The 21,061-nt window shown below is 74.9% G+C and carries 27 protein-coding genes and 1 tRNA gene; 17 read left to right on the top strand and 11 right to left on the bottom strand.

The genetic code is table 11. The annotated features are described in order from the left end of the window. Positions 1 to 195: 195 nt before the first annotated feature. On the bottom strand, positions 196 to 2,193 hold the full coding sequence (locus HOP40_RS01835; protein WP_172154105.1) for an ATP-dependent DNA helicase: 1,998 nt from the start codon (positions 2,191 to 2,193) through the stop codon (positions 196 to 198). Between the two features lie 404 nt (positions 2,194 to 2,597). Here HOP40_RS01835 and HOP40_RS01830 point away from each other — a divergent pair, with 404 nt between their 5' ends. Then, the gene (locus HOP40_RS01830; protein WP_172154104.1) at positions 2,598 to 3,476 is read left to right on the top strand and encodes a thioesterase family protein; all 879 of its coding nucleotides are present in this window, start codon (positions 2,598 to 2,600) and stop codon (positions 3,474 to 3,476) included. Here HOP40_RS01830 and HOP40_RS01825 read toward each other — a convergent pair. Beyond that, entirely contained in the window at positions 3,473 to 4,015 is a 543-nt protein-coding gene (locus HOP40_RS01825; RefSeq protein ID WP_172154103.1) for an isochorismatase family protein, read from the bottom strand. The two genes, HOP40_RS01830 and HOP40_RS01825, sit on opposite strands and share 4 nt — an antisense overlap. A gap of 1 nt (position 4,016) precedes the next feature. Beyond that, positions 4,017 to 5,315 carry a nicotinate phosphoribosyltransferase gene (locus tag HOP40_RS01820; RefSeq protein WP_172154102.1) on the bottom strand — a complete coding sequence of 433 codons (1,299 nt, stop codon included), beginning with the start codon at positions 5,313 to 5,315 and terminating at the stop codon, positions 4,017 to 4,019. Positions 5,316 to 5,352: 37 nt separating this feature from the next. Between HOP40_RS01820 and clpS the strand changes: the two genes are divergently transcribed. Both clpS and HOP40_RS01810 read left to right on the top strand, forming a co-directional pair. Further along, positions 5,353 to 5,652, top strand: a complete 300-nt coding sequence (gene clpS, locus HOP40_RS01815) for an ATP-dependent Clp protease adapter ClpS (RefSeq protein ID WP_172154101.1) — start codon at positions 5,353 to 5,355, stop codon at positions 5,650 to 5,652. Next, positions 5,649 to 6,200, top strand: a complete 552-nt coding sequence (locus HOP40_RS01810) for a DUF2017 domain-containing protein (RefSeq protein ID WP_172154100.1) — start codon at positions 5,649 to 5,651, stop codon at positions 6,198 to 6,200. Before clpS ends, HOP40_RS01810 begins: the two co-directional genes overlap by 4 nt. Here HOP40_RS01810 and HOP40_RS01805 read toward each other — a convergent pair. Further along, positions 6,197 to 6,652, bottom strand: coding sequence for a 5'-nucleotidase C-terminal domain-containing protein (locus HOP40_RS01805; protein ID WP_476705424.1), 456 nt, complete (start codon positions 6,650 to 6,652; stop codon positions 6,197 to 6,199). The two genes, HOP40_RS01810 and HOP40_RS01805, sit on opposite strands and share 4 nt — an antisense overlap. 105 nt (positions 6,653 to 6,757) lie before the next feature. Here HOP40_RS01805 and HOP40_RS01800 point away from each other — a divergent pair, with 105 nt between their 5' ends. The 12 genes from HOP40_RS01800 to rdgB all read left to right on the top strand — a co-directional run bounded on the left by HOP40_RS01800 (position 6,758) and on the right by rdgB (position 15,326). After that, the gene (locus HOP40_RS01800) at positions 6,758 to 7,165 is read left to right on the top strand and encodes a GNAT family N-acetyltransferase (protein WP_240157463.1); all 408 of its coding nucleotides are present in this window, start codon (positions 6,758 to 6,760) and stop codon (positions 7,163 to 7,165) included. Between the two features lie 60 nt (positions 7,166 to 7,225). After that, entirely contained in the window at positions 7,226 to 7,804 is a 579-nt protein-coding gene (locus HOP40_RS01795) for a M67 family metallopeptidase (protein WP_172154099.1), read from the top strand. 50 nt (positions 7,805 to 7,854) lie between these two features. Beyond that, a complete protein-coding gene (locus HOP40_RS01790) occupies positions 7,855 to 8,124 on the top strand; it encodes a MoaD/ThiS family protein (RefSeq protein ID WP_172154098.1) in 270 nt (89 codons plus the stop codon). A 7-nt stretch (positions 8,125 to 8,131) separates the two neighbouring features. Then, positions 8,132 to 9,079, top strand: a complete 948-nt coding sequence (locus HOP40_RS01785; protein WP_172154097.1) for a PLP-dependent cysteine synthase family protein — start codon at positions 8,132 to 8,134, stop codon at positions 9,077 to 9,079. A 627-nt stretch (positions 9,080 to 9,706) separates the two neighbouring features. Next, complete coding sequence (locus tag HOP40_RS01780) at positions 9,707 to 10,318, top strand: rhomboid family intramembrane serine protease (protein ID WP_172154096.1); 612 nt, start codon at positions 9,707 to 9,709, stop codon at positions 10,316 to 10,318. 25 nt (positions 10,319 to 10,343) lie between these two features. Next, positions 10,344 to 11,156: a glutamate racemase gene (gene murI / locus HOP40_RS01775; RefSeq protein WP_172154095.1), complete on the top strand. Its 813-nt coding sequence runs from the start codon at positions 10,344 to 10,346 to the stop codon at positions 11,154 to 11,156. Then, entirely contained in the window at positions 11,156 to 12,355 is a 1,200-nt protein-coding gene (locus tag HOP40_RS01770; protein ID WP_420821811.1) for an MFS transporter, read from the top strand. Before murI ends, HOP40_RS01770 begins: the two co-directional genes overlap by 1 nt. After that, on the top strand, positions 12,352 to 12,714 hold the full coding sequence (locus tag HOP40_RS01765) for a hypothetical protein (protein ID WP_172154094.1): 363 nt from the start codon (positions 12,352 to 12,354) through the stop codon (positions 12,712 to 12,714). Before HOP40_RS01770 ends, HOP40_RS01765 begins: the two co-directional genes overlap by 4 nt. Continuing rightward, positions 12,707 to 13,099: a hypothetical protein gene (locus HOP40_RS01760; protein ID WP_172154093.1), complete on the top strand. Its 393-nt coding sequence runs from the start codon at positions 12,707 to 12,709 to the stop codon at positions 13,097 to 13,099. Before HOP40_RS01765 ends, HOP40_RS01760 begins: the two co-directional genes overlap by 8 nt. A 10-nt stretch (positions 13,100 to 13,109) precedes the next feature. After that, complete coding sequence (locus HOP40_RS01755; RefSeq protein ID WP_172154092.1) at positions 13,110 to 13,883, top strand: MBL fold metallo-hydrolase; 774 nt, start codon at positions 13,110 to 13,112, stop codon at positions 13,881 to 13,883. 32 nt (positions 13,884 to 13,915) lie between these two features. Next, positions 13,916 to 14,662, top strand: a complete 747-nt coding sequence (rph, locus tag HOP40_RS01750; RefSeq protein WP_172154091.1) for a ribonuclease PH — start codon at positions 13,916 to 13,918, stop codon at positions 14,660 to 14,662. A gap of 73 nt (positions 14,663 to 14,735) precedes the next feature. After that, positions 14,736 to 15,326 (top strand): RdgB/HAM1 family non-canonical purine NTP pyrophosphatase, encoded by a 591-nt coding sequence (gene rdgB / locus HOP40_RS01745; protein WP_172154090.1) that lies wholly within the window; start codon positions 14,736 to 14,738, stop codon positions 15,324 to 15,326. 57 nt (positions 15,327 to 15,383) lie between these two features. Here the strand turns inward: rdgB and HOP40_RS01740 are convergent, their stop codons facing one another. Beyond that, complete coding sequence (locus HOP40_RS01740) at positions 15,384 to 15,773, bottom strand: carboxymuconolactone decarboxylase family protein (RefSeq protein WP_420821780.1); 390 nt, start codon at positions 15,771 to 15,773, stop codon at positions 15,384 to 15,386. A gap of 98 nt (positions 15,774 to 15,871) precedes the next feature. On the opposite strand from HOP40_RS01740, the gene HOP40_RS01735 reads away from it, so the two are divergent. Then, a complete protein-coding gene (locus tag HOP40_RS01735; RefSeq protein WP_172154088.1) occupies positions 15,872 to 16,525 on the top strand; it encodes a TVP38/TMEM64 family protein in 654 nt (217 codons plus the stop codon). Here the strand turns inward: HOP40_RS01735 and HOP40_RS01730 are convergent. The 3 genes from HOP40_RS01730 to bcp all read right to left on the bottom strand — a co-directional run bounded on the left by HOP40_RS01730 (position 16,526) and on the right by bcp (position 18,184). Continuing rightward, positions 16,526 to 16,602, bottom strand: a tRNA-Leu gene (locus tag HOP40_RS01730). Beyond that, positions 16,566 to 17,252 (bottom strand): HNH endonuclease family protein, encoded by a 687-nt coding sequence (locus tag HOP40_RS01725; RefSeq protein WP_172154087.1) that lies wholly within the window; start codon positions 17,250 to 17,252, stop codon positions 16,566 to 16,568. Before HOP40_RS01725 ends, HOP40_RS01730 begins: the two co-directional genes overlap by 37 nt. Before the next feature lie 464 nt (positions 17,253 to 17,716). Next, on the bottom strand, positions 17,717 to 18,184 hold the full coding sequence (gene bcp / locus HOP40_RS01720; RefSeq protein ID WP_172154086.1) for a thioredoxin-dependent thiol peroxidase: 468 nt from the start codon (positions 18,182 to 18,184) through the stop codon (positions 17,717 to 17,719). 96 nt (positions 18,185 to 18,280) lie between these two features. On the opposite strand from bcp, the gene HOP40_RS01715 reads away from it, so the two are divergent. Continuing rightward, positions 18,281 to 18,502, top strand: coding sequence for a DUF3618 domain-containing protein (locus tag HOP40_RS01715; protein ID WP_172154085.1), 222 nt, complete (start codon positions 18,281 to 18,283; stop codon positions 18,500 to 18,502). Here HOP40_RS01715 and HOP40_RS01710 read toward each other — a convergent pair whose 3' ends face one another. The 3 genes from HOP40_RS01710 to HOP40_RS01700 all read right to left on the bottom strand — a co-directional run bounded on the left by HOP40_RS01710 (position 18,503) and on the right by HOP40_RS01700 (position 21,005). After that, positions 18,503 to 19,720: an NAD(P)/FAD-dependent oxidoreductase gene (locus HOP40_RS01710; RefSeq protein WP_172154084.1), complete on the bottom strand. Its 1,218-nt coding sequence runs from the start codon at positions 19,718 to 19,720 to the stop codon at positions 18,503 to 18,505. A 68-nt stretch (positions 19,721 to 19,788) separates the two neighbouring features. Next, complete coding sequence (locus HOP40_RS01705; RefSeq protein ID WP_172154083.1) at positions 19,789 to 20,568, bottom strand: SigB/SigF/SigG family RNA polymerase sigma factor; 780 nt, start codon at positions 20,566 to 20,568, stop codon at positions 19,789 to 19,791. Further along, positions 20,565 to 21,005 carry an ATP-binding protein gene (locus HOP40_RS01700; protein WP_240157461.1) on the bottom strand — a complete coding sequence of 147 codons (441 nt, stop codon included), beginning with the start codon at positions 21,003 to 21,005 and terminating at the stop codon, positions 20,565 to 20,567. The genes HOP40_RS01705 and HOP40_RS01700 overlap by 4 nt, the downstream gene beginning before the upstream one ends. Positions 21,006 to 21,061: the final 56 nt, after the last annotated feature.

Here is a 21,061-nt window from a genome sequence, read left to right as displayed (position 1 = left end):
TGGAGTGGCTCCACTGCCGCCCAGTGACAGTAAAGCCACTCCACTGCCAACTGACGGGGTGCCGCGAGGGCGCCCGGCTGGGTGGGGCGCGCGGAGCAGTGGGGCGGCGGGCCGTGGCGGGGCGGGCGGGTGCGTGGCGGGCGGAGGGGGTGCGTGGCGAGGGTGGGCAAGGTGCAGAGGGCGTGGGGCCGGCCGTCAGGCCCCCCGCAACCGCCTCAGGGCCGCGTGGACCTTCTCCCGGTCGTCCGTCGCCCAGAACGGGGGGAGGCTGGCGCGCAGGAAGCCGCCGTACCGGGCGGTGGCGATGCGGGAGTCGAGGATCGCCACGACCCCGCGGTCGTCCATGCCCCGCAGCAGGCGGCCGGCGCCCTGGGCGAGCAGGAGGGCGGCGTGGGTGGCCGAGACCGACAGGAAGCCGTTGCCGCCGCGGGCGTCGGTGGCGCGCTGGCGGGCGGCGACGAGGGGGTCGTCGGGCCGGGGGAACGGGATGCGGTCGATGATCACGCACGACAGCGACGGCCCCGGCACGTCGACGCCCTGCCACAGCGACAGCGTGCCGAACAGCGACGTGGTCTCGTCCTCGGCGAACTTCTTCACCAGCTGCATCGTGGAGTCGTCGCCCTGGCACAGCAGCGGGGTGTCCAGCCGCCCGCGCAGCGCCTCGGTGGCCTGCTTGGCCGCCCGCGTCGACGAGAACAGGCCCAGCGTGCGCCCGCCCGCGGCCTCCACGAGCCCGGCGATCTCGTCGAGCGTGGCGGGGGAGAGGCCGTCGCGCCCGGGCGGGGGCAGGCGCTTGGCGACGTAGAGGATCCCGCTGCGCGCGTGCGCGAACGGCGAGCCGACGTCCATGCCCGACCACTTCGGGGCGTCCGAGTCCTCCGAAGGCGCATCGGACGGAGGCAGCCCCCACTGCCGGGCGAGCGCGTCGAAGTTGCCGCCCAGCGCGAGCGTGGCGCTGGTCAGCACCACCGTCGACCGGCCGAACAGCCGCTCCCGCAGCAGCCCGCCCACCCACAGCGGCGCCGCGCGCAGCACCTTGTGCCGCGACCCGTCGGGCCCCTGCTCGCCCAGCCACACGACGTCGCGCCGCTTCGACGGGTCGGGCTCGGAGAACGCGTCGAGCAGCCGGACGGCCACCTCGGACACCTCGTCGAGCGCGGCCAGCGCCAGCTTGCGCGCCGCCGAGCCCTCGGGGTCCTCCCGGCGCTCGGGCCCGAGCGACTGGCGGCACTCGCCGGCGGCGTCGCGGATCGTCGTCAGCACCCCCGACGCCGCGGGGGACAGGGCGTCCCAGCGGCCGGGCGGCAGGTCGTCGAGCACCATCGCGAGGCCCTCGCCCGCCTCGGCGAGCCGGTCGGCCACGGCCTGGTCGACGAGCTTGCCCAGCCGCCGGGCGGCCGCGCCGACCGTGCCGGACGTCAGCTCCGCGGTGGCGACGCCGGTGACGCGGTCGACCAGCTCGTGCGCCTCGTCGACGACGACGACGTCGTGCTCGGGCAGCACCGGACGGCCCTCGAGCGCGTCGATGGCGAGCAGCGCGTGGTTGGTGACGACGATGTCGGCCCTGCCCGCCTCGGCCTTGGCCAGCTCGGCGAAGCAGTCGTCGCCCACCGGGCACTTTGACGCGCCCACGCACTCCCGCGCGGTGACCGACACCTGCCGCCACACCGCCTCGGTGACGCCGGGCACCAGCTCGTCGCGGTCGCCCTTCTTCGTGGTGTCGGCCCACTCGTGCAGCCGCTTCACCGCGCGACCCATCGCGGACACGGCGAAGGGGTCGAACAGCTCGTCGGCCGGGTCGACGTCGTCGGGGCCGTGCAGCTTGTTGAGGCACAGGTAGTTGCGCCGGCCCTTGAGGATCGCGAACGTCGGCGCCCGCCCGAGCAGGGGCGCGAGGGCCTTGGCGAGGCGGGGGAGGTCGCGGTCGACGAGCTGGCGCTGGAGCGCGATCGTGGCCGTGGAGACGACGACGCTGCGGTCCTTGTCGACGGCGTGGTGGATCGCGGGCACGAGGTAGGCCAGCGACTTGCCGGTGCCGGTGCCGGCCTGCACCGCGAGGTGCTCGCCGTTGGTCAGCGCCGTGCGGACGGCCTGGACCATCGCGTCCTGTCCCTCGCGCCGGGTGCCGCCGACGGCCTCGACCGCGGCTTCCAACAGCTCGGCCACGCCGGGGAGGGACGTCTTGGCGGGCACGCCCGGGAGGCTACCCGCCGGCCCGCGCGCCCGGACCGGAACCGTTCGCCGCACACCCCCCGTGACTCTCTTGTGACCACCGGCGCACGCGAGTAGAAATGGCCCCACGGAACGGCGGCAGGCCAAGGCCGGATCGGTGGAGAAGATCCCGTCCTCCCGGTCGACGTTCCCGTACGAGCAGCCGGGTACCCACGCGGAGCACGCCGCCGAGGCATCAGCGCCGTGGGTCTGCAGCGGTCGGCGACACCCGCCGCCCGATGCCGAGACCGCCCACACGGCCATCTGCGCACGCCTGGTAGCCCGGAGGCTCGTACGTTCGAACGCCGCCCGTGAGCAGCACGGGCGGCGTTCGGCTGTCCGGGGTCACACCGTTCACTCGCCCGGGTGACGGCACAATGGCGACGGTGACGTCCACGCAGCTGCGACTCGACCCCGCCTCGTTCCCCGTGCTCGTCGAGCACCCGGCCCGCTACAGCGATCTCGACCCCAGCAGGCGCATCGGGCGCGACGCCCTCGTCCGCTGGTTCGAGGACGCCCGCGTCACCGTCGAGCAGGACGCCTTCGGCGCCGACCTCGGCACCCGCCTGCGCGGGGAGATGCGCCTGCTCCTCGCCTCGGTCCGGGTCGACGTGCTGGCGCCGCTGCGCGTGGCCGGCCGCTACCGCATCGGGCTCGGGGTCACCCGGATCGGCACGTCCTCGTTCACCTACTCCTACGCCGTGTTCGCGGGCGACGAGTGCGTGGCCACCGGCGAGTCGGTCAGCGTGCACGCCACCGGCGAGGGTCCCGCGCCGCTGCCCGACGCCGTCCGCGCCGCCCTGGAGGTGCTGCGGGTGGCGGGCGAGCCGTCGCCGCGCCCCGAGCGCGACCTGCCTGTCCGCGAGGCCTACCCGTTCCGCCTCGACATCCGCACCCGCTTCGGCGACATCGACACCAACCGCCACGTCAACAACGTCGCCCTCGCCGGCTGGTACCTGGACGCCCTGGCCGAGCTGCACCTCGACGTCCTCGGCTACCCGACGGGCGGCCCGCTCGACGGCCTCTCGCCCAGCTCGCTGTCGGTGCAGTACCTCGACGAGGTGCACTACCCGGGCATCTACCAGCTCCGCGTCGGCGTGCTGGAGCTCGACGACGACTCCGTGCGCTACGCCTGCGGCCTGTTCGACGGCCCGCGCTGCATCGGTGTCGCCCAGGCCCGGGGCGCGCACCTCGCGCACAGCGGCGACGGCGACCCGGTCGAGCTGGCCGCCGCGCTGGAGCCGTTCCGGATGCGCTCGGTCTAGCGGACCGTCACGCCGGCCGCCCGCAGCTCCTCGAGCGCGCGGGCGGTCGTCTCCGGCGCGACCCCGGCGCACAGCTCGAGGCGCACCGTCGTGTCGAGGCCGGCCGCCGCCGCGTCCAGCGCGGTGGCGCGCACGCAGTGGTCGGTGGCCAGGCCGACGACGTCGACGGCGTCGATCCGACGCTCCACGAGCCAGTCGCGCAGCGTCACCCCGCCCGGGTCGGTGCCCTCGAAGCCGGAGTAGGCGGCGGTGTAGGCGCCCTTGTCGAACACGGCCTGCACCGGGGCCACGTCCAGCTCCGGGTGGAACGACGCCCCGGGCGTGCCCGCGCGGCAGTGCGGCGGCCAGCTGTCGACGTAGTCGGGGGTGTCGGAGAAGTGGTCGCCCGGGTCGACGTGGTGGTCCCGGGTGGCGACGACGACCTCGTAATCGGCCATCGCCGCGGACACCGCGGAGGCCACCGCGGCACCGCCCACGACGGCGAGCGAGCCGCCCTCGCAGAAGTCGTTCTGGACGTCGACGACGATCAGTGCGCGCACGTCAGACCTCGAACGTCGTCGGGATGGCGGGCTCGCCGCGCGAGAGCTTGAGGCCCTCCCACGGCACCGACACCAGCGCGGCGCGCAGGTGCTCGCGGGACTGCTCCAGCGTCGGCAGGTCGGGCACCGGCTCGCCGCCGCGCAGCAGCGGTACCGGCATCACGCGGTCGTGCGGGCCGACCGGGACCGGCCGCCCGGTGGCGTGCACGACCTCCTCGACGGCCGTGCCGGTCGGCTTGTAGCGCCGCACCGCCGACTTCGCCCCGCCGCGGGACTCCTTCGCCGCGCTGCGCTTCGCGACCGGCCGCCCGTCGACCTCGACGAGCTTGTAGACCATCCCCGCCGTCGGCGCGCCGGAGCCGGTGACGACCGAGGTGCCCACGCCGTAGGAGTCCACGGGCTCGGCGCGCAGGGCGGCGATCGCGTACTCGTCGAGGTCGCCCGACAGCACGATCCGGGTGTTCACCGCGCCGAGGGCGTCGAGCTGGTCGCGGGCCTGGCGTGCGAGCTCGCCGAGGTCGCCGGAGTCGATCCGGATGGCGCCCAGCTCGGTGCCGGCGGCCTGCACGGCCAGCTCGACGCCGCGGCGGATGTCGTAGGTGTCGACGAGCAGCGTGGTGTCGGAGCCCAGCGCCTTGACCTGGCTCTGGAACGCGCCCAGCTCGTCGTCGTGCAGCAGGATCCAGGCGTGCGCGGCCGTGCCCGCGGTCGGGATGCCGTGGCGCCGCTCGGACTCCAGGTTCGACGTCGCGCCGAACCCGGCCAGGTAGGCCGCCCGCGCCGCCGCGACCGCGGCCGCCTCGTGGGTGCGCCGCGAGCCCATCTCGATGAGCGGGCGCCCGGCGGCGGCGGTGACCATCCGCGCGGCCGCCGAGGCCACCGCCGAGTCGTGGTTGAGGATCGACAGCGCGAGGGTCTCCAGCACCACGGCGTCGGCGAACGTGCCGCGCACCGTGAGGATCGGGGAGCCCGGGAAGTACAGCTCGCCCTCGGGGTAGCCGTCGACGTCGCCGGTGAAGCGGTAGGCGCCCAGCCAGTCGAGCGTGGGCGCGTCGACGACGTGGCGCAGCGCCGCGAGCTCCTCGTCGCCGAAGCGGAACCGGGAGATCGACTCGACGAGCCGCCCCGTGCCCGCGACCACGCCGTAGCGCCGCCCGTCGGGCAGCCGGCGCGCGAAGACCTCGAACACGCACTGCCGGTCGGCGGTGCCGTCGGCCAATGCCGCGGCCACCATGGTCAGCTCGTAGCGGTCGGTGAGCAGGGCCGTCGAGACCCCCGCCGACTGCGGACTACCACTCATGAGTACTGACCCTATGTCCCGTGCCACCATGGAGGACATGACGGCGCCGCTACCCGCACCCACCCGTCAGACGGATGTCCGCGTCGAGGAGGACGTCTCCGGGGACGTCCCCTGGCAGGCGATCGTCTGGAACGACCCGGTGAACCTCATGTCCTACGTGGCCTACGTGCTGCAGAAGCTGTTCGGCTACCCCGAGCCCAAGGCCACCGCGCTGATGCTCGACGTGCACCACAAGGGCAAGGCCGCGGTGTCGGCGGGCGACAAGGACAAGATCGAGGCCGACGTGGCGAAGCTGCACGCCGCCGGGCTGTGGGCGACGATGCAGAAGTCGTCGTGAATGGCTGGAAGAAGTCGGGACGCGGGTCGAAGGTGCGCCTCGTCGCCTCGCTGGAGGCGCAGGAGGCCGCGGTGCTGCGCGGGCTCGTCGCCGAGGTGAAGCAGATGCTGGCCGGGCGCGTCGAGCAGAACCCGCCCGACGAGCTCGCGGTGATCACCGGCATCCGCACCGGCCCGTCGACGCGGCCCGACGACCGCGTCCTGGCCCGCCTGCTGCCCGACTTCACCACCGAGGACGCCGACCTCGCCGCCGGCCTGCGCTCGCTGCACGAGCCGGAGCTGATCGAGGCCAAGGACGCCGCCGCCACGCTCGTCCTCGACACGCTGCCCGAGACCGGCGGGAAGATCGAGCTGACGGTGGAGCAGGCCGACACGTGGCTCGCCGCGCTCAACGACGTCCGGCTGGCGCTGGGCACCGCGCTCGACGTGAGCGAGGACATGCCCGACCAGCTCGACCCCGACGACCCCCGGGCGTCGCACCTGGGCGTCTACCAGTGGCTGACGTTCGTGCAGGACGCGCTCGTGCAGAGCCGGATGCAGGTCCGCTAGCCCGTCACCGTGATGCGGTGCCGCGCGGGCGGGGCCAGGCCGGGGTCGGCGCCCAGGTACGCGAGCAGGGCGTCGAGGTCGATCTCGCCGCCGGTGAGGTCGGTGCCGTCGGCGAAGGCGGTGAAGCCGTCGCCGCCCGCGGCCAGGAAGTTGTTGACGGCCACGCGGTAGGGCGCCGCCGGGTCGACGGGGACGCCGTCGACCGTCAGCCCGGTGACGCGGTCGCCGACCGTTGCGGCGCCCGACCAGCTGTAGCGCAGCGTCGAGGAGACCTGCAGGATCCGCGGGCTCGACTGGCCCAGCCACTGCTGCTCCAGCACCGCGTCCAGCTCGGTGAACGCGAGGATCCGCACCGCGACCGGCCCGCCGCCCGCGGCGGCTCCCCGCACGTTGCGCACCTCCAGCGCGACGATGCCTGCCACCACCAGCACCAGGACGACGAGGGCGATCACGGCGGGACGCGACAGCGCCCCGGTTCTGCGACGGCACGGTCGTGATCACCGCAGCGGGCGGAACTCCTGCCCACCGGGAGCGGGAACGATCTAGGGTCCGACGGCGTGGACACCGCCGCCGTGGACATCGACCTCGACCCGCACCGGATCGACCGCGACGTGGTGTGGGACTTTCTCTCCACGCAGGCCTACTGGGGCCGCTGGCGCACCCGGGCCGACGTGGAGACGCAGCTCGACCGGGCCTGGCGGGTGGCCGGCGCGTACCGCGACGGCCGGATGGTCGGGTTCGCCCGCGCCGTGTCCGACGGGGTGGCCTTCGGCTACCTGGCCGACGTGTTCGTGCTGCCGGAGGCGCGCGGCCTGGGTGCCGGCAAGGCGGTCGTCGACGCCGTGATCGACGGTGACCCCCGCATCCGCTGGGTCCTGTTCACCGACGACGCCCACGGCCTCTACGCCGCGAGAGGCTTCGTCCCCGCCGACGCGACGTGCATGGTGCGGCCGTCGGCCGTCTGACGGTGTGAGGCCGGGCTCCGCCGGGTGCGTCGCGACGGGGGTGGCACGTAGGCTGGCCGGGTGCTGCAGATCCGCGCCGACCTCGTCGAGGAGATCATGGCGCACGCCCGTGCGGAGCACCCCCACGAGGCGTGCGGGATGATCGCGGGCGCGGAGGGCACCGAGCGGCCCGAGCGCTTCTTCCGGATGACGAACGCGGCCAAGCCGACGGGCGACGCCGAGGCGCAGGAGCGCGAGCAGGCCCACCGCGCGCTCGTGCTCGGCGAGGCGCACGCGGAGTACGCGGGCGAGCCCCGGTCGTCGCTCACCTACTACACGTGGGACGTCAAGGAGCGGCTGCGGGCGCAGCGCGAGATGGACGAGCGCGACGAGTGGCCGACGGTCATCTACCACTCGCACACGCGCAGCGAGGCCTACCCGTCGCAGGTCGACATCGACGTGGCCTCGGGTCCCGCCAACGACCCGCGCATCCACTACGTGATCGTCTCGACGCGTCCCGACGCCGAGGCGCGCGTGCGCGGCCACGACCTCCGGTCGTTCCGGATCGTGGACGGTGTGGTCACCGAGGAAGAAGTCGACGTCGTGGAGACTTACATGTTCGCGCACACCGGCGCGGACGACGTCCCCGACCTCGGCTGACCTCGACGCCCGTCCCGCCCGTCCCGAACACCCACCTGGAGAGCATCCGCATGGCCACCGTGTCCGTCCCCACCATCCTGCGCACCCACACCGGCGGCGAGAAGTCCGTCGAGGCGAAGGGCAGCACCGTCTCCGAGGTGATCGCCGACCTCGACGCGAAGCACAGCGGCATCGCCGGCCGCCTGCTCAACGACGGCAAGCTGCACCGCTTCGTCAACATCTACGTCGACGACGAGGACGTGCGCTTCTCCGGTGGCCTCGACGCCCCGGTGAAGGAGAACTCGACCTTCACGATCCTCCCCGCGGTCGCGGGCGGCTGATCCCGCGATGCGGTACGACTCGCTGATCGCGGCGGTCGGGGACACGCCGCTGGTGGGGCTGCCGAACCTCTCGCCGTCGCCCGAGGTGCGCCTCTGGGCCAAGCTCGAGGACCGCAACCCCACCGGCTCGATCAAGGACCGCCCCGCGCTGGCCATGATCGAGAAGGCGGAGGCCGACGGCCTGCTCACCCCCGGCTGCACGGTCCTCGAGCCGACCTCGGGCAACACCGGCATCTCCCTGGCGATGGCCTGCAAGCTCAAGGGCTACTCGCTGATCTGCGTGATGCCGGAGAACACCTCCATCGAGCGGCGCCAGCTGCTGGAGATGTACGGCGCGCGGATCGTCTCGTCGCCGGCCGCGGGCGGGTCGAACCAGGCCGTCGCGATGGCCAAGGAGCTGGCCGCCGAGAACCCGAGCTGGGTCATGCTCTACCAGTACGGCAACCCGGCCAACGCCGACGCGCACTACCGCTCCACCGGCCCGGAGATCCTGCGCGACCTGCCGACGATCACCCACTTCGTCGCCGGCCTGGGCACCACCGGCACGCTCATGGGCGTCGGCCGGTTCCTGCGCGAGCACAAGCCGGACGTGCAGATCGTGGCGGCCGAGCCGCGCTACGGCGAGCTGGTCTACGGCCTGCGCAACATCGACGAGGGGTTCGTCCCCGAGCTGTACGACCCCGAGGTGCTCACGGCGCGCTACTCCGTCGGCAGCCACGACGCCCTGCGCCGCACCCGGGAGCTGGTCGACCGCGAGGGCATCTTCGCGGGCATCTCCACCGGCGGGATCCTGCACGCCGCGCTGGCCGTGGCGGAGAAGGCGGCGGGCGCGGGCGACCGCGCCGACATCGCCCTGGTCGTGTGCGACGCGGGCTGGAAGTACCTGTCCACCGGCGCCTACTCCGGTGAGCTCGACGACGCCGCCGACGGCATCGAGGGCCACCTCTGGGCGTAGCGGCCCGGGGCGCGGCGGCGTACTGCCGGTCGCCACTCATCGGGCGCCGTCCGGGGCCTCGCCGGGCGTCGTCGGCGAACTCGCCGGGGCAGGGCCCGTTCCGCGTGAGTTCTCGTCTGCCGCGCGCGTTCCGCGTTCCCGCGCGTCCCCGGGGGCGCGCGGGAACCTGTTCGGTGCGCGGGAGGGCGGGGGAGGCCGCCCGCGCCGTCGTTGCGCCCGCGCCGGGCTCGGTGAGCGCCGGCGGCTGACTTGCCGGGCGCGGCGGCAAACTCGCCGGGCGCCGCCGGCACCCTCGCCGGGGGCTGAGGCCGTCCCGCGCGCGTTCTCGTCTGCCGCGCGCGTTCCACGTTCCCGCGCGTCCCCGGGGGCGCGCGGGAACCTGCTTGGTGCGCGGGAAGGGCGGGGGGAGGCCGCCCGCGCTGTCGTCGCGCCCACGCCAGGCTCGGCGAGCGCCGTCGGCGAACTCGCCGGGCGCCGTCGGCAAACTCGCCGGGCGCCGTCGGCAAACCTCGCCGAGCGCCGTCGGCCAACTCGCCGGGCGCCGTCGGCAAACTCGCCGGGTCGGGTGGTCGGGGCGGGCGCGTTCGGGCCCGATCCACGCCCCCGCACGCCGGTACTGTCGGAGGCATGACCGCACCCGCGCCGCGCCGCAGGATCGGGCGCGTGCTGCCCCCCGCGCCCGTCCGCTCCGCGCTGACGATGGTGGTCCTCACCGCGCTGCTCTACGTCGTCGAGGTCGCCGACGTCGTCTCCGGGCAGACCCTGGAGCGGAACGGCATCCACCCGCGCGACACCGGCGACCTCGACGGCATCCTGTGGTCGCCGCTCCTGCACGGCGACTGGGCGCACCTCGCCGCCAACACCGTGCCGTTCCTGGTCTTCGGGTTCCTCGCGATGGCGGGTGGCGTGCGGCAGTTCGTGCTGGTCACGGCCACGATCTGGTTGCTCGGCGGGCTCGGCGTCTGGTTCACCGGCGGCGACGGCAGCTACCACATCGGCGCGTCCGGGCTGGTGTTCGGCTGGCTCGCCTTCCTGCTGACGCGCGGCTTCTTCGCCGGCAGCGGGCGGCAGATCGCGCTGGCCGTCGTGCTGTTCCTCGTCTGGGGCGGGGTCCTGCTCGGGGTGCTCCCGGGCCAGCCGGGGATCTCCTGGCAGGCGCACCTGTTCGGGGCGCTCGCGGGCGTGCTCGCGGCCTGGCTGGTGGCGCGGGCCGACCGTCCGGCGGTGGCCGCGCGGTAGGAAGGCCGCGCCGTAGGCTGGCGGGGTGAACCTCGACGCCCCCATCGGGATCTTCGACTCGGGCGTCGGCGGCCTCACGGTCGCGCGCTCGGTGATCGACCAGCTGCCCGCGGAGCGCGTCGTCTACGTCGGCGACACCGCGCACGGCCCCTACGGCCCGCTGGCCATCGCCGACATCCGCCGCCACGCACTGGCCGTCGGCGACGCGCTGATGGAGCGCGAGGTCAAGGCCATGGTCGTGGCCTGCAACACCGCGAGCGCCGCGTGCCTGGCCGACATCCGCGAGCGCTACCCCGTGCCCGTCGTCGAGGTGATCCGCCCCGCCGTCCGCCGCGCGGTGGCCGCCACGCACACCGGCCGGATCGGCGTCATCGGCACGCGGGCCACGATCGCCTCGGGCGCCTACCTCGACGCCTTCGTGGCGGCCAAGGACGTGCAGGTGACGGGAGCGGCGTGCCCCCGGTTCGTCGACTTCGTGGAGCGCGGCACCACCAGCGGCCGTCAGGTCCTCGGCCTCGCCCAGAGCTACCTCGAGCCGCTGCAGCGCGCCCGCGTCGACACCCTGGTCCTGGGCTGCACGCACTACCCGCTGCTCTCGGCGGTGCTGCAGATCGTCATGGGTCCCGACGTCACGCTCGTCAGCAGCGCGGAGGAGACGGCCAAGGACGTCGTCCGCGTGCTGTTCGAGGCCGGGCTGGCCCGCGAGCCCGGTGCGCCCGCCGGGCCGCACGAGTTCCTCGCCACCGGCGACCCCGAGCCGTTCGCGCGCCTGGGCCGCCGCTTCCTCGGCCCCGAGGTCGGGTCCGTCGCCGCGCTCGCGCCCGCGGTGTCCCGGTGATCGGCTTCCGGCTGGCGCTGCTCGCGGGCGGCGCGTTCGCCGTCGGCACCAGCGCGTACGTCGTCGCCGGGCTGCTGCCCGAGATCAGCGCCGAGCTCGGCGTCACGGTCGCCGCGGCCGGGCAGCTCACGAGCGCGTTCGCCCTGGCCTACGCCGTGGGCGCGCCGGTGCTCGCCACGCTGCTCGGGCGCTGGGAGCGTCGCAACCTGCTCGTCGCCGCGCTGCTCGTGGCCGCAGCCGGCAACCTGCTCTCCGCGCTGGCGCCCGCCTACCCGCTGCTGTTCGCCGGCCGGATCCTCACGGCGCTGGGCGCCGCCGCGTTCACCCCGGCCGCCACGCACGCCGCCACCCTGCTCAGCCCGCCCGAGCGGCGCGGCCGGGCCGTCGCCGCGGTGTTCACCGGCATCACGCTCTCGCTGGTCGTCGGCGTGCCCGCCGGCACGTTCCTCGGCGCCTCGCTGGGCTACCGCGGCGTGTTCGGCGTGGTGGCGGCGCTGTGCCTGGTCGGTGCGGTCGGGGTGCGCACGCTGCTCCCGACCGTCGACGCCCCCGCGCCGGTCGGGCTGCGCGAGCGCCTCGCCGTGGCCGCCGACCGCCGCGTGCTGACGATCCTGGGCATCACCGTGTTCGGCCTGATGTCGGTGCTGACGGTCTACACCTACATCGCGCCGCTGCTCGCGGAGTCCGCGGGCGTCACCGGGCCGCTGCTCGGGATCCTGCTGGTCGTCTACGGGATCGGCGCGCTGGTCGGCAACGACCTCGGCGGCCGCCTCACCGACCGCTTCGGCAGCCGGCGCCCGCTGCTCATGACGATCCCGGTCGTCACCCTCGCCCTGGCGACGCTGCCGCTCACGCTGACGACCGTCGTCGGGGCCGCGGTGGCGCTGTTCGTGCTCGGCGCCGGGTTCGTCGTCAACTCGCCGGTGCAGACGCGGCTCATCGAGCTCGCCCCGACCGGCAGCGCGCTCGTGCTCTCGCTCAACGCGTCCGCGATCTACCTGGGGATCGGGCTGGCGGGGCTCGTCGGCGGCGCGGTCGTCGCCACGCTCGGGGTGCTGGCGCTGCCGCCGGTGGGGGCCGCGCTGTCGGTCGTCTCGCTCGGGCTGCTGTGGATCGCGCGGCGCCAGGAGCCCGGCGCCGCCGACGTCCCGGACGCCCCGGACGGCGGCACCCCCGGCAGCGGTAGCGTCGCCGCGTGATCGACGTGCTCGTGCTGGTCGTGGTGGTGGCGCTGGGTGCGCTCGCCGTCCACGGCCTCGTCACCACCGTGCTGAACCGGCCCCCGGACCGCTGGACGCGCCTGGCCGTCACCGGCGTCGTCGGGCTGCTCGCCGTGCAGGCGGCGATCGCCGCGGTCCGGGTGTTCTCCGGCGTCACGCTGCCGGAGACGTCGACGTTCCTGATCTACCTCGTCGTCTCGGTGTGCGTGCTGCCGATCGCGACGCAGTTCGCCACGGCCGAGCCGACGCGCTGGGGCGGGGCCGTCATCGCGGCGGGGGCGATCGGCACCGCGGTGGCCGTCGTGCGGCTGCAGGGGCTCTGGGACGCCGGTGCCTGAACGCACGTCGAGCGGTTTCGGGCGCCTCCTCATCACCGTCTACGGGATCTTCGCGCTCTCGGCGACCGCCCGCGCCGGGGTGCAGATCGCCACGCGGTTCTCCGAGGCCCCGCTGCCCTACCTGCTCTCCGCGCTCGCCGGCGTCGTCTACATCCTGGCGACGATCGGGCTCGCCCGCCGCGGCCCCGGAGCGCGGCGCCTGGCCTGGGGCGCGGTCGGGTTCGAGCTGGCCGGCGTGCTGGTGGTCGGGCTGCTGTCGGTGTTCGACGCCGGCGACTTCCCCGACGACACCGTCTGGTCGGACTTCGGCCGGGGCTACGGCTTCATCCCGCTCGTGCTGCCGCTGGTCGGCCTCTGGTGGCTGCGCCGCACCCGCGCGGGCTAGCGTGCGCGGCATGAGACTGGTCGTGCTCGGCTGCTCGGGCAGCGGCCCCGGCCCGGCCTCGCCCGCGTCGGGCTACCTCGTCGAAGCCGGCGACGTCCGGCTGGTCCTGGACCTGGGCAACGGCACGTTCGGCGCGCTGCAGCGCCACCTCGACCCGTGGCGGCTCGACGCCGTCGCCTTCTCCCACCTGCACCCCGACCACTGCGCCGACTTCACCGCGCTGGTCGTGCACCGCCGCTACCACCCGTTCCCGCCCGAGGGCGCCGGGCGGCTGCCGGTGCTCGCGCCGGTCGAGGCGCCCGACCGCTTCGCCGCCGCCTACGCCCCCGACGCGGCCGAGCGGGCGGAGACCGACCTCTCCGACGCCTTCGACTTCCGCCCGCACGCCGCGTCGGTGACCGTCGGCGACGTCGTGCTGCGGACCGCGCCCGTCGACCACCCCTGCGAGGCCTACGCGCTGCGCGTCGAGCACGGCGGGCGCAGCCTCGTCTACAGCGGTGACACCGGCCCCAGCGAGGCGCTCGTCGAGCTGGCCCGCGGCGCCGACGTGCTGCTGTGCGAGGCCACCTGGCCGCACGTCACGCCGACCTGGGACGCCCCGCCCCCCGGCGTGCACCTGTCCGGGCGGCAGGCGGGGGAGCACGCCGCGGCGGCGGGCGTCGGGCGGTTGCTGCTCACCCACTGCCCCCCGTGGTTCGACGCCGACGATCTCGCCGACGAGGCGCGGGCGGTGTTCGACGGCGAGGTCGCCGTGGTCGCGGCCGACGGGTCCTACGAGGTGTAGGAGCGCCGGGAGCGCCGCATAGGGTGTCCTGCGTGAAGCGACTGGATGGCAGGACCGACGACGAGCTGCGCCCCGTGAAGCTGACGCGCGGCTTCCAGGCGCACCCCGCGGGCTCGGTGCTCGTCGAGTTCGGCGGCACGAAGGTGCTGTGCGCGGCGAGCGTCACGGAGGGCGTGCCGCGCTGGCGGGCGGGATCGGGTCTGGGCTGGCTCACCGCCGAGTACGCGATGCTCCCCTCGGCCACGCACACCCGCAGCGACCGCGAGTCCGTCAAGGGCCGCGTCGGCGGGCGCACGCACGAGATCAGCCGCCTGATCGGCCGCTCGCTGCGCGCCTGCATCGACCTCAAGGCGCTGGGGGAGAACACGATCGCCCTGGACTGCGACGTGCTGCAGGCCGACGGCGGCACCCGCACCGCGGCGATCACCGGCGCCTACGTCGCGCTGGCCGACGCCGTCACCTGGCTCGGTGCCCGCAACCGCCTGGCCGACCCGCAGCCGCTGTCGTGCCAGGTCGCGGCCGTCAGCGTCGGGGTCGTGGACGGGCGCGTGCGCCTGGACCTGCCCTACGAGGAGGACTCGCGGGCCGAGGTCGACACGAACGTCGTCGCGACCGACCGGGGCACGCTGATCGAGGTCCAGGGCACCGGCGAGGGCGCCACGTTCAGCCGGACCACCCTCGACGCCATGCTCGACTCGGCCCTGGCCGGGATCGCGCAGCTCTGCGCGGCGCAGGCCGAGGCGCTCGCCGCGCCGTACCCGGGGGGTCTGCCCTCGTGAGCGAGCGTGCGAGCTCACCATCAGACGCAGCGCCGTGGGCGAATGCCGCGACGAGCGTCAGCGAGGAGCTGCGATGAGCACACGGATCCTGCTGGCGACGCGCAACGCGGGCAAGCTCGTGGAGCTGCGGCGGATGCTGTCCGGGTTCGAGATCGTCGGGCTGTCCGACGTCCCGGAGTTCCCCGACGCCCCCGAGACCGGCGCGACGTTCGCCGAGAACGCGCTGGCCAAGGCCCGCGACGCCGCGGCGGCGACCGGGCTGGTGTCCGTGGCCGACGACTCCGGCCTGGCCGTCGACGCCCTCAACGGCATGCCCGGCGTGCTCTCGGCGCGCTGGAGCGGGCGCCACGGCGACGACGCCGCCAACACCGCGCTCCTGCTGGCCCAGCTCGGCGACGTCCCCGACGAGCGGCGCGGCGCGGCGTTCGTGTGCGCCGCCGCGCTCGTCGTGCCCGGCGGCGAGGAGACCGTGGTGCACGGGGAGTGGAAGGGCACGATCGTCCGGGCCCCGCGCGGCACGAACGGCTTCGGGTACGACCCGGTGTTCGTGCCCGCCGGTGAGGACCGGACCTCGGCCGAGCTCGACCCGGCGGAGAAGGACGCCGCCTCGCACCGGGCGCTGGCGCTGGCCGCGCTCGTGCCGCACCTGCAGGCGCTCGGTTAGGAGGGTGCTGAAGAACTCCGGCCGTAGCGCAGTAGGCCCGAGTTGTTCAGCGCGCTCCTAGGGCTGCTCCTCGGCCAGCACCCGGCGCGCCACCCCGAACGCCGAGTTGGCCGCCGGCACCCCGCAGTAGATCGCGGTCTGCAGCAGCACCTCCACGATCTCCTCGCGGGTGAGGCCGTTGCGCAGGGCCGCGCGCAGGTGCAGCTCCAGCTCCGCGAGGTGGCCGTGGGCGACGAGCGCGGTGAGCGTGACAGCGCTGCGCATCCGCCGGTCGATGCCGGGGCGCGTCCAGATGTGCCCCCACGCGTACTTCGTGATCATCTCCTGGAAGTCGGCCGTGGTGGCGTCGGCGCGGGACAGGGCGGCGTCGACGTGGTCGGGGCCGAGGACCTCCCGCCGGACGGCGAGGCCGTCGGGGTCGAGGTCGAGCTCACGGGGTTCGGTCACGGCCGTCACGCTAGCGCCGGTGACGGGCGGGTGGCCGCCGGGTGACGGGCGTCCCCCACCGCGGCGCCGGGGTCCCGGACGTCGGTACCGTCGACGCCGTGACCCTCCGGCGCGTGCTCCTGGGCCTCGTGGCGCTCGTCGCCGCCGCGGCCGTGGTGCTCGTCGTCCGCACCGCCGGGCTGCCCGACGTGCGCGGGGCCGTCGAGGCGTCGGGGGCGTGGGCGCCGATGCTGTTCGTGCTGCTGTCGGGCGCGGTCACGGTGACGCCGGTGCCGCGCACGGTGTTCACCGTCGCCGCCGGCGTGCTGTTCGGGTCGGTGCTCGGAGTCCTGCTCGCCGTGGCCGGCACGACGCTGGCCGCGGTGGCCGCGTTCTGGCTGGTGCGCGCCGTCGGCGGGTCGTTCGTGGCCCGGCACGCCCACCGCAGTCCGGTGGCCTGGGTCCGCGCCCGGCTCGACCGCAGCGGTCTGCTCGCGGTGATGTCGCTGCGCCTGATCCCGATGGTCCCGTTCGCGGCCCTCAACTACGCGGCCGGGCTCTCCGGCGTCCGGTTCGCCCCGTACGTGGGCGGCACGGTCCTCGGCATCCTGCCCGGCACGGTGGCCGTGGTGGTGCTGGGCGACGCGGTGACCGGCGGGCAACCCCACCCGGTGCTCCTGGCCGTCTCGGTCGTGTGCGGCGTCCTGGGGCTCGGCGGGGCGGTGCTGGCGGCGCGGCGGCCGGTGGTCGTGGACGCCCAGCAGCCCGCGTAGTGGTGCCGACGGCGGGATTCGAACCCGCACTGACGGCGTTCTAAGCGCCGGCTCTCTGCCAGTTGGAGTACGTCGGCTGGCTCTTGCGCCGGCACCAGGTGTCGGTGATGGCGTGGCAGTTCGGGCACAGGATACGGAGGTTCTCCAGCCGGTTGTCGGTGTGGTCGCCGTTGACGTGGTCGAGCGCGAGGGGCAGCGCCCGGCCGCGCCACTCCCGCAGGCCGCACTCCTCGCAGTGGTCGGGCTTGATCCCGTCCCTGATCAGCCGCCGCCTCAGGCTGCTGCCGGACCCGAAGGTCCCGCCGACCACCAGGAGCTCGTCGAGCGGCCGTGAGTTCCGGCCGGGGAAGCGGCGGCCCCGGGCCCAGGCCTGGCCGCCGCCGAAATGGCTGGTGTCGAGCTCGAGGCGCCTGATGTGCGCGGTGATGTTGCGGAACATGCCGCCGTTGGGCGTGTAGCCCAGCCGGCGCAGGACGTCGTGCACGGAGCGACCCGCGGCCACGGCGGCGGCGAGGTCGTTGTCGGTCCAGGTGCGGGTCCGCCGGGTGTCGCCTGCCACCGCCCGGGGGATGTGGGCGGCGTCGAGCCCGAGCCGGGCGATGTGCGCCCGCATGGTGTCGTACTTGCCGGGACGCAGGCCGAGCCGGCGGTGCACCTCGCTCAGCGTGCGGCTCGCCGCCACGGCGGCGGCGAGCTGCTCGTCGGTCCAGCTGCGGGAGCGGGGCATCCGGGCAGCGTATCGAACACCAGTTCGATGCGGGCTGGTTCGAACGTCAAGTCGAGTCCCTGGCCTGGCGCGCTGAGCGCCGTCCGCAGACTCGCCGGGCGTGCTCGGCAAACTCGCCGGGTGCTGCCCGCGAACTTGCCGGTCGTGTTCGGCGAAGTCGTCGGCCCAAGGGTCTTCCCGCGCGCGTTCCCGTCTGCCGCGCGCGTTCCCGGCTCCCGCGGGCCGCCCGGGGGCGCGCGGGGGCCTGTTCGGCGCGCGGGAACGGCGAAGTGGGCCGCCCACGCCGACCTCGCGTCCGCGCGGGCTCGCTGAGCGGTGCGTTGCCCGCAAACTCGCCGCCCGCGCTCGGCAAACCTGCCGCCCGCGCTCGGCAGACTCGCCGGGCGCGCTCGGCAAACTCGCCGCGCGCGCTCGGCAAACTCGCCGGGGTCGTGGGGGAACTCGCGGGGTGGGCGGGGGAGAGGTCAGACGTCGAGGTCCCGCCGCAGCTTCGCGACGTGCCCGGTGGCCCGGACGTTGTACTGCGCCACCGCGATCTTCCCCTCCTCGTCCACCACGAACGTCGAGCGGATGACGCCCGTGACGGTCTTGCCGTACATCGTCTTCTCCCCGAACGCCCCCCACGCCGTGAGGACGGAGCGGTCCTCGTCGGACAGCAGGGGGAAGGTCAGGCCCTCCTTGTCGCGGAACTTCGCGAGCTTCGCCGGCTTGTCCGTGGAGATGCCGACGACGTCGAGGCCGGCGTCGCCGAGGTCGGCGAGGCTGTCGCGGAAGTCGCACGCCTGCTTCGTGCAGCCGGGGGTGGCGGCCGCCGGGTAGAAGTAGACGACGACGCGGCGCCCGCGGTAGTCGGCCAGCGAGACGGGCTTGCCGTCGGCGTCGGGCAGGGTGAAGTCCGGCGCGGCGTCACCGGGGGCGAGGCGAGTGGTCATGCGCGCGATCCTGGCACGACGCCCGGGGACCGTGTGATCTACGGTGGCGACCTGCACGGCCGTACTCAGACCGGCCGACTTCACCAGGGAGGCGTCGTGGCCCGGGACCCGGACACCATCCAGCGCGAGATCGAGAGGGCCAGGGACGCGCTCGCCGACAGCCTGGACGCCCTCGGCGAGAAGGCGAGCCCCAAGCGCCTCGTCGACTCGGGCAAGCAGAGCGCGCAGGCCAAGCTGGCCGATCCGAAGATCAAGTACGGCCTGATCGCCGTGGGCGCCCTCATCGGGTTCGCGATCCTGCGGAGCCTCTTCCGCTGATCAGGGACGGGGCGCCGACTGCGCGGCGGCCAGGTCCAGGGCCGCCCGCCGGTCGGCCCCGTCGGCGACCAGCGCGCGGTAGCGGGCGAGGTGGCGGGCCGCGCCGAACCCGGCGACGGCCACGAGCCGGTCACCCGCGAGGTACCCGGCAACGGTGCCGCGCACGGGACCGCCGTCGAGGCCCGCGCCCAGCAGCGGCAGCACCTCGTCGGCGCCGTCGGGGTGCCCGACGAGCTGGATCTTGAGCCCGAACTGGTCGGACCAGAAGTAGGGCACGGTCGCGGGGGGCGGGTCGACGCCGAGGATGTCGTGCGCCACGGCGGCGGCCTGGTCGCCCGCGCTGGTCCAGTGCTCGGTGCGCCGGCCGTCCCACGCGGCGACGTCGCCGACGGCCCACACGCCGGGCAGCCCGTGCACGCGGCCGGTCGGCCCGCACGGCACCCCGTTCGCGAGGTCGAGCGCGTGCCCGTCGGGTCCGGTGGCGGGCAGCCAGGCCACCTGCGGCGCGCTCCCGACGCCGACGAGCACGGCGTCGGCGGTGAGCTCCGTGCCGTCGGCGAGCACGACGCCGCCGTCGACGAAGCCGGTGAGCGAGGTGCCGGTGCGCAGGTCGACGCCCGCCTCGGTCATCAGCCGCGCGGCCAGGGCGCCCAGCACGGGGCCCAGCGCGCGCTCGGCGGGCACGGACGCGGCCTCCAGCACGGTGACCGCGATCCCGCGGCCCACGGCGGCGCTGGCCACCTCCGCGCCGATGAAGCCGCCGCCGACGACGAGCAGCGACGACACCGCGCCCAGCACCTCGCGCAGTGCGAGGGAGTCGTCGAGCGTGCGCAGGACGTGCGCGGAGTCGGGCTGGCCGGGGAGCCGGCGGGCCGTCACCCCGGTGGCGACGACGACGGCGTCCCCGTGCAGCGACGACCCGTCCGAGAGCTCCAGCTCGATCGAGCCGCGCTCGCCGTGGCGCAGCGCGACCGCGGCCGTGCCGAGGTGCACGCGCACGCCCAGCTCGTCGAGCGCGTCGAGGTCGCGCAGCACGGTCTTCGCGGGCTCCCAGTCGCCGGTGAGCACCTGCTTGGACAGCGGCGGGCGGTCGTAGGGGGCGTGGGTCTCCGCGCCGACGAGGCTGATCCGCCCCTGGTGGCCCGCGGCGCGCAGCTGCTCCGCCGTACGCAGGCCAGCGAGGCCCGCACCCACCACCAGCACGTGCTCGGGTTGCATGGCGCCATCCTCGCCGATCGCCGCCGCGCCGGGCGCCGCCGGGGGGCCGATCGAGGTGTCGGACGGGGTCAGCCCACGCGCGTCTCGGGGTCCAGGCGGCTGCGGAGGCGGTCGAGGGTCTGGGACAGCAGCCGCGACACGTGCATCTGCGAGATCCCCACCTCCTCGGCGATCTGGGTCTGCGTGCGGTTGCCGAAGAAGCGCAGCAGCACGATGGTGCGCTCGCGCTCGGGCAGCTCGCTCATCACCGGGCGCAGGGCCTGCATGAAGTCGACGCGGGCCAGCTCGGCGTCGGCCTCGCCCACGAGCTCGCCGACGGTGGCGCTGCCGGCGTCGGAGGAGAGCATCTCGTCGAGCGAGGAGCTGCGGTAGACCTCCGAGGCCTCCAGACCCTCCAGGACGTCGGAGACGGAGATGCCCAAGTGCTGGGCGATCTCGCTGGGCCGGGGCGCGCGCCCGATCTCCTGGGCGAGGGCCGACACCGCGCCGTTGATCGACACGTGCAGGTCCTTGAGCCGCCGCGGCACCCGCATCGACCAGCCCAGGTCGCGGAAGTGCCGGCGCACCTCACCGCTGATCGTGGGCACGGCGAAGGAGAAGAAGTCGGAGCCGCGCTCGGGGGAGAAGCGGTCGACGGCGTTGATCAGCCCGACGGTGGCGACCTGCACGAGGTCGTCGAGGGGCTCGCCGCGGTGCGCGAAGCGCCGGGCGATGTGCTGGGCCACGGGGAGGAAGCCGGTGACGAGCTCGTCGCGCAGGCGCTCCCGCGCGGGGTCGTCGGGTGCGAGCGACGCGTACCGCTCGAGCAGCGGGACGAGGTGGCCGTACTCGGAGTCGCTCCTGGTCACCGGGGTGCGTCGCCGGCGAGCTTGTCCAACCGGATGCCCACGGTCGGACGGCCCCCGTCGACGGCGGGGCGGGCGAGGACGTCGACCTCGTCGGCGAGGGTCTGGAGGACCCGCCAGCCGAACGTGTCGGTCGACACGGCGGAGGTCGGGTCGCCGACCTCCACCTCCGCGCGGACCTCGATGCCGTCGTGGCGCACGTGGAAGGTGCAGTGCAGGACCGAGCGCGGAGCGGCGACGTCGACGAGCGTGGCGCACGCCTCGTCGACGGCCATCCGCAGGTCGGAGATGGCGTCGAGGTCGAAGTCGGCGCGCGCCGCGAGGTCGCTGGCGACGGCGCGGATGGTCGGGATGAGCGCCGCGCTGGCCGAGGTCCGGACCTCCACGGTGGACACCCCGTCGAGCGTCTCGGCGGGATGGGGGGAGTCCAGGTCGGGCACGCTGCCGGGTCTCCTTCCGGATCGAGTGTCGTCGTGAGGGGTCATCTTGCTACCCC

It is taken from the genome of Pseudonocardia broussonetiae (genome assembly GCF_013155125.1).
GTDB classification, from domain to species: domain Bacteria; phylum Actinomycetota; class Actinomycetes; order Mycobacteriales; family Pseudonocardiaceae; genus Pseudonocardia; species Pseudonocardia broussonetiae.
Note: the sequence above shows the minus strand (reverse complement) of the source record. Positions and strands in the feature narration are given on the sequence as shown.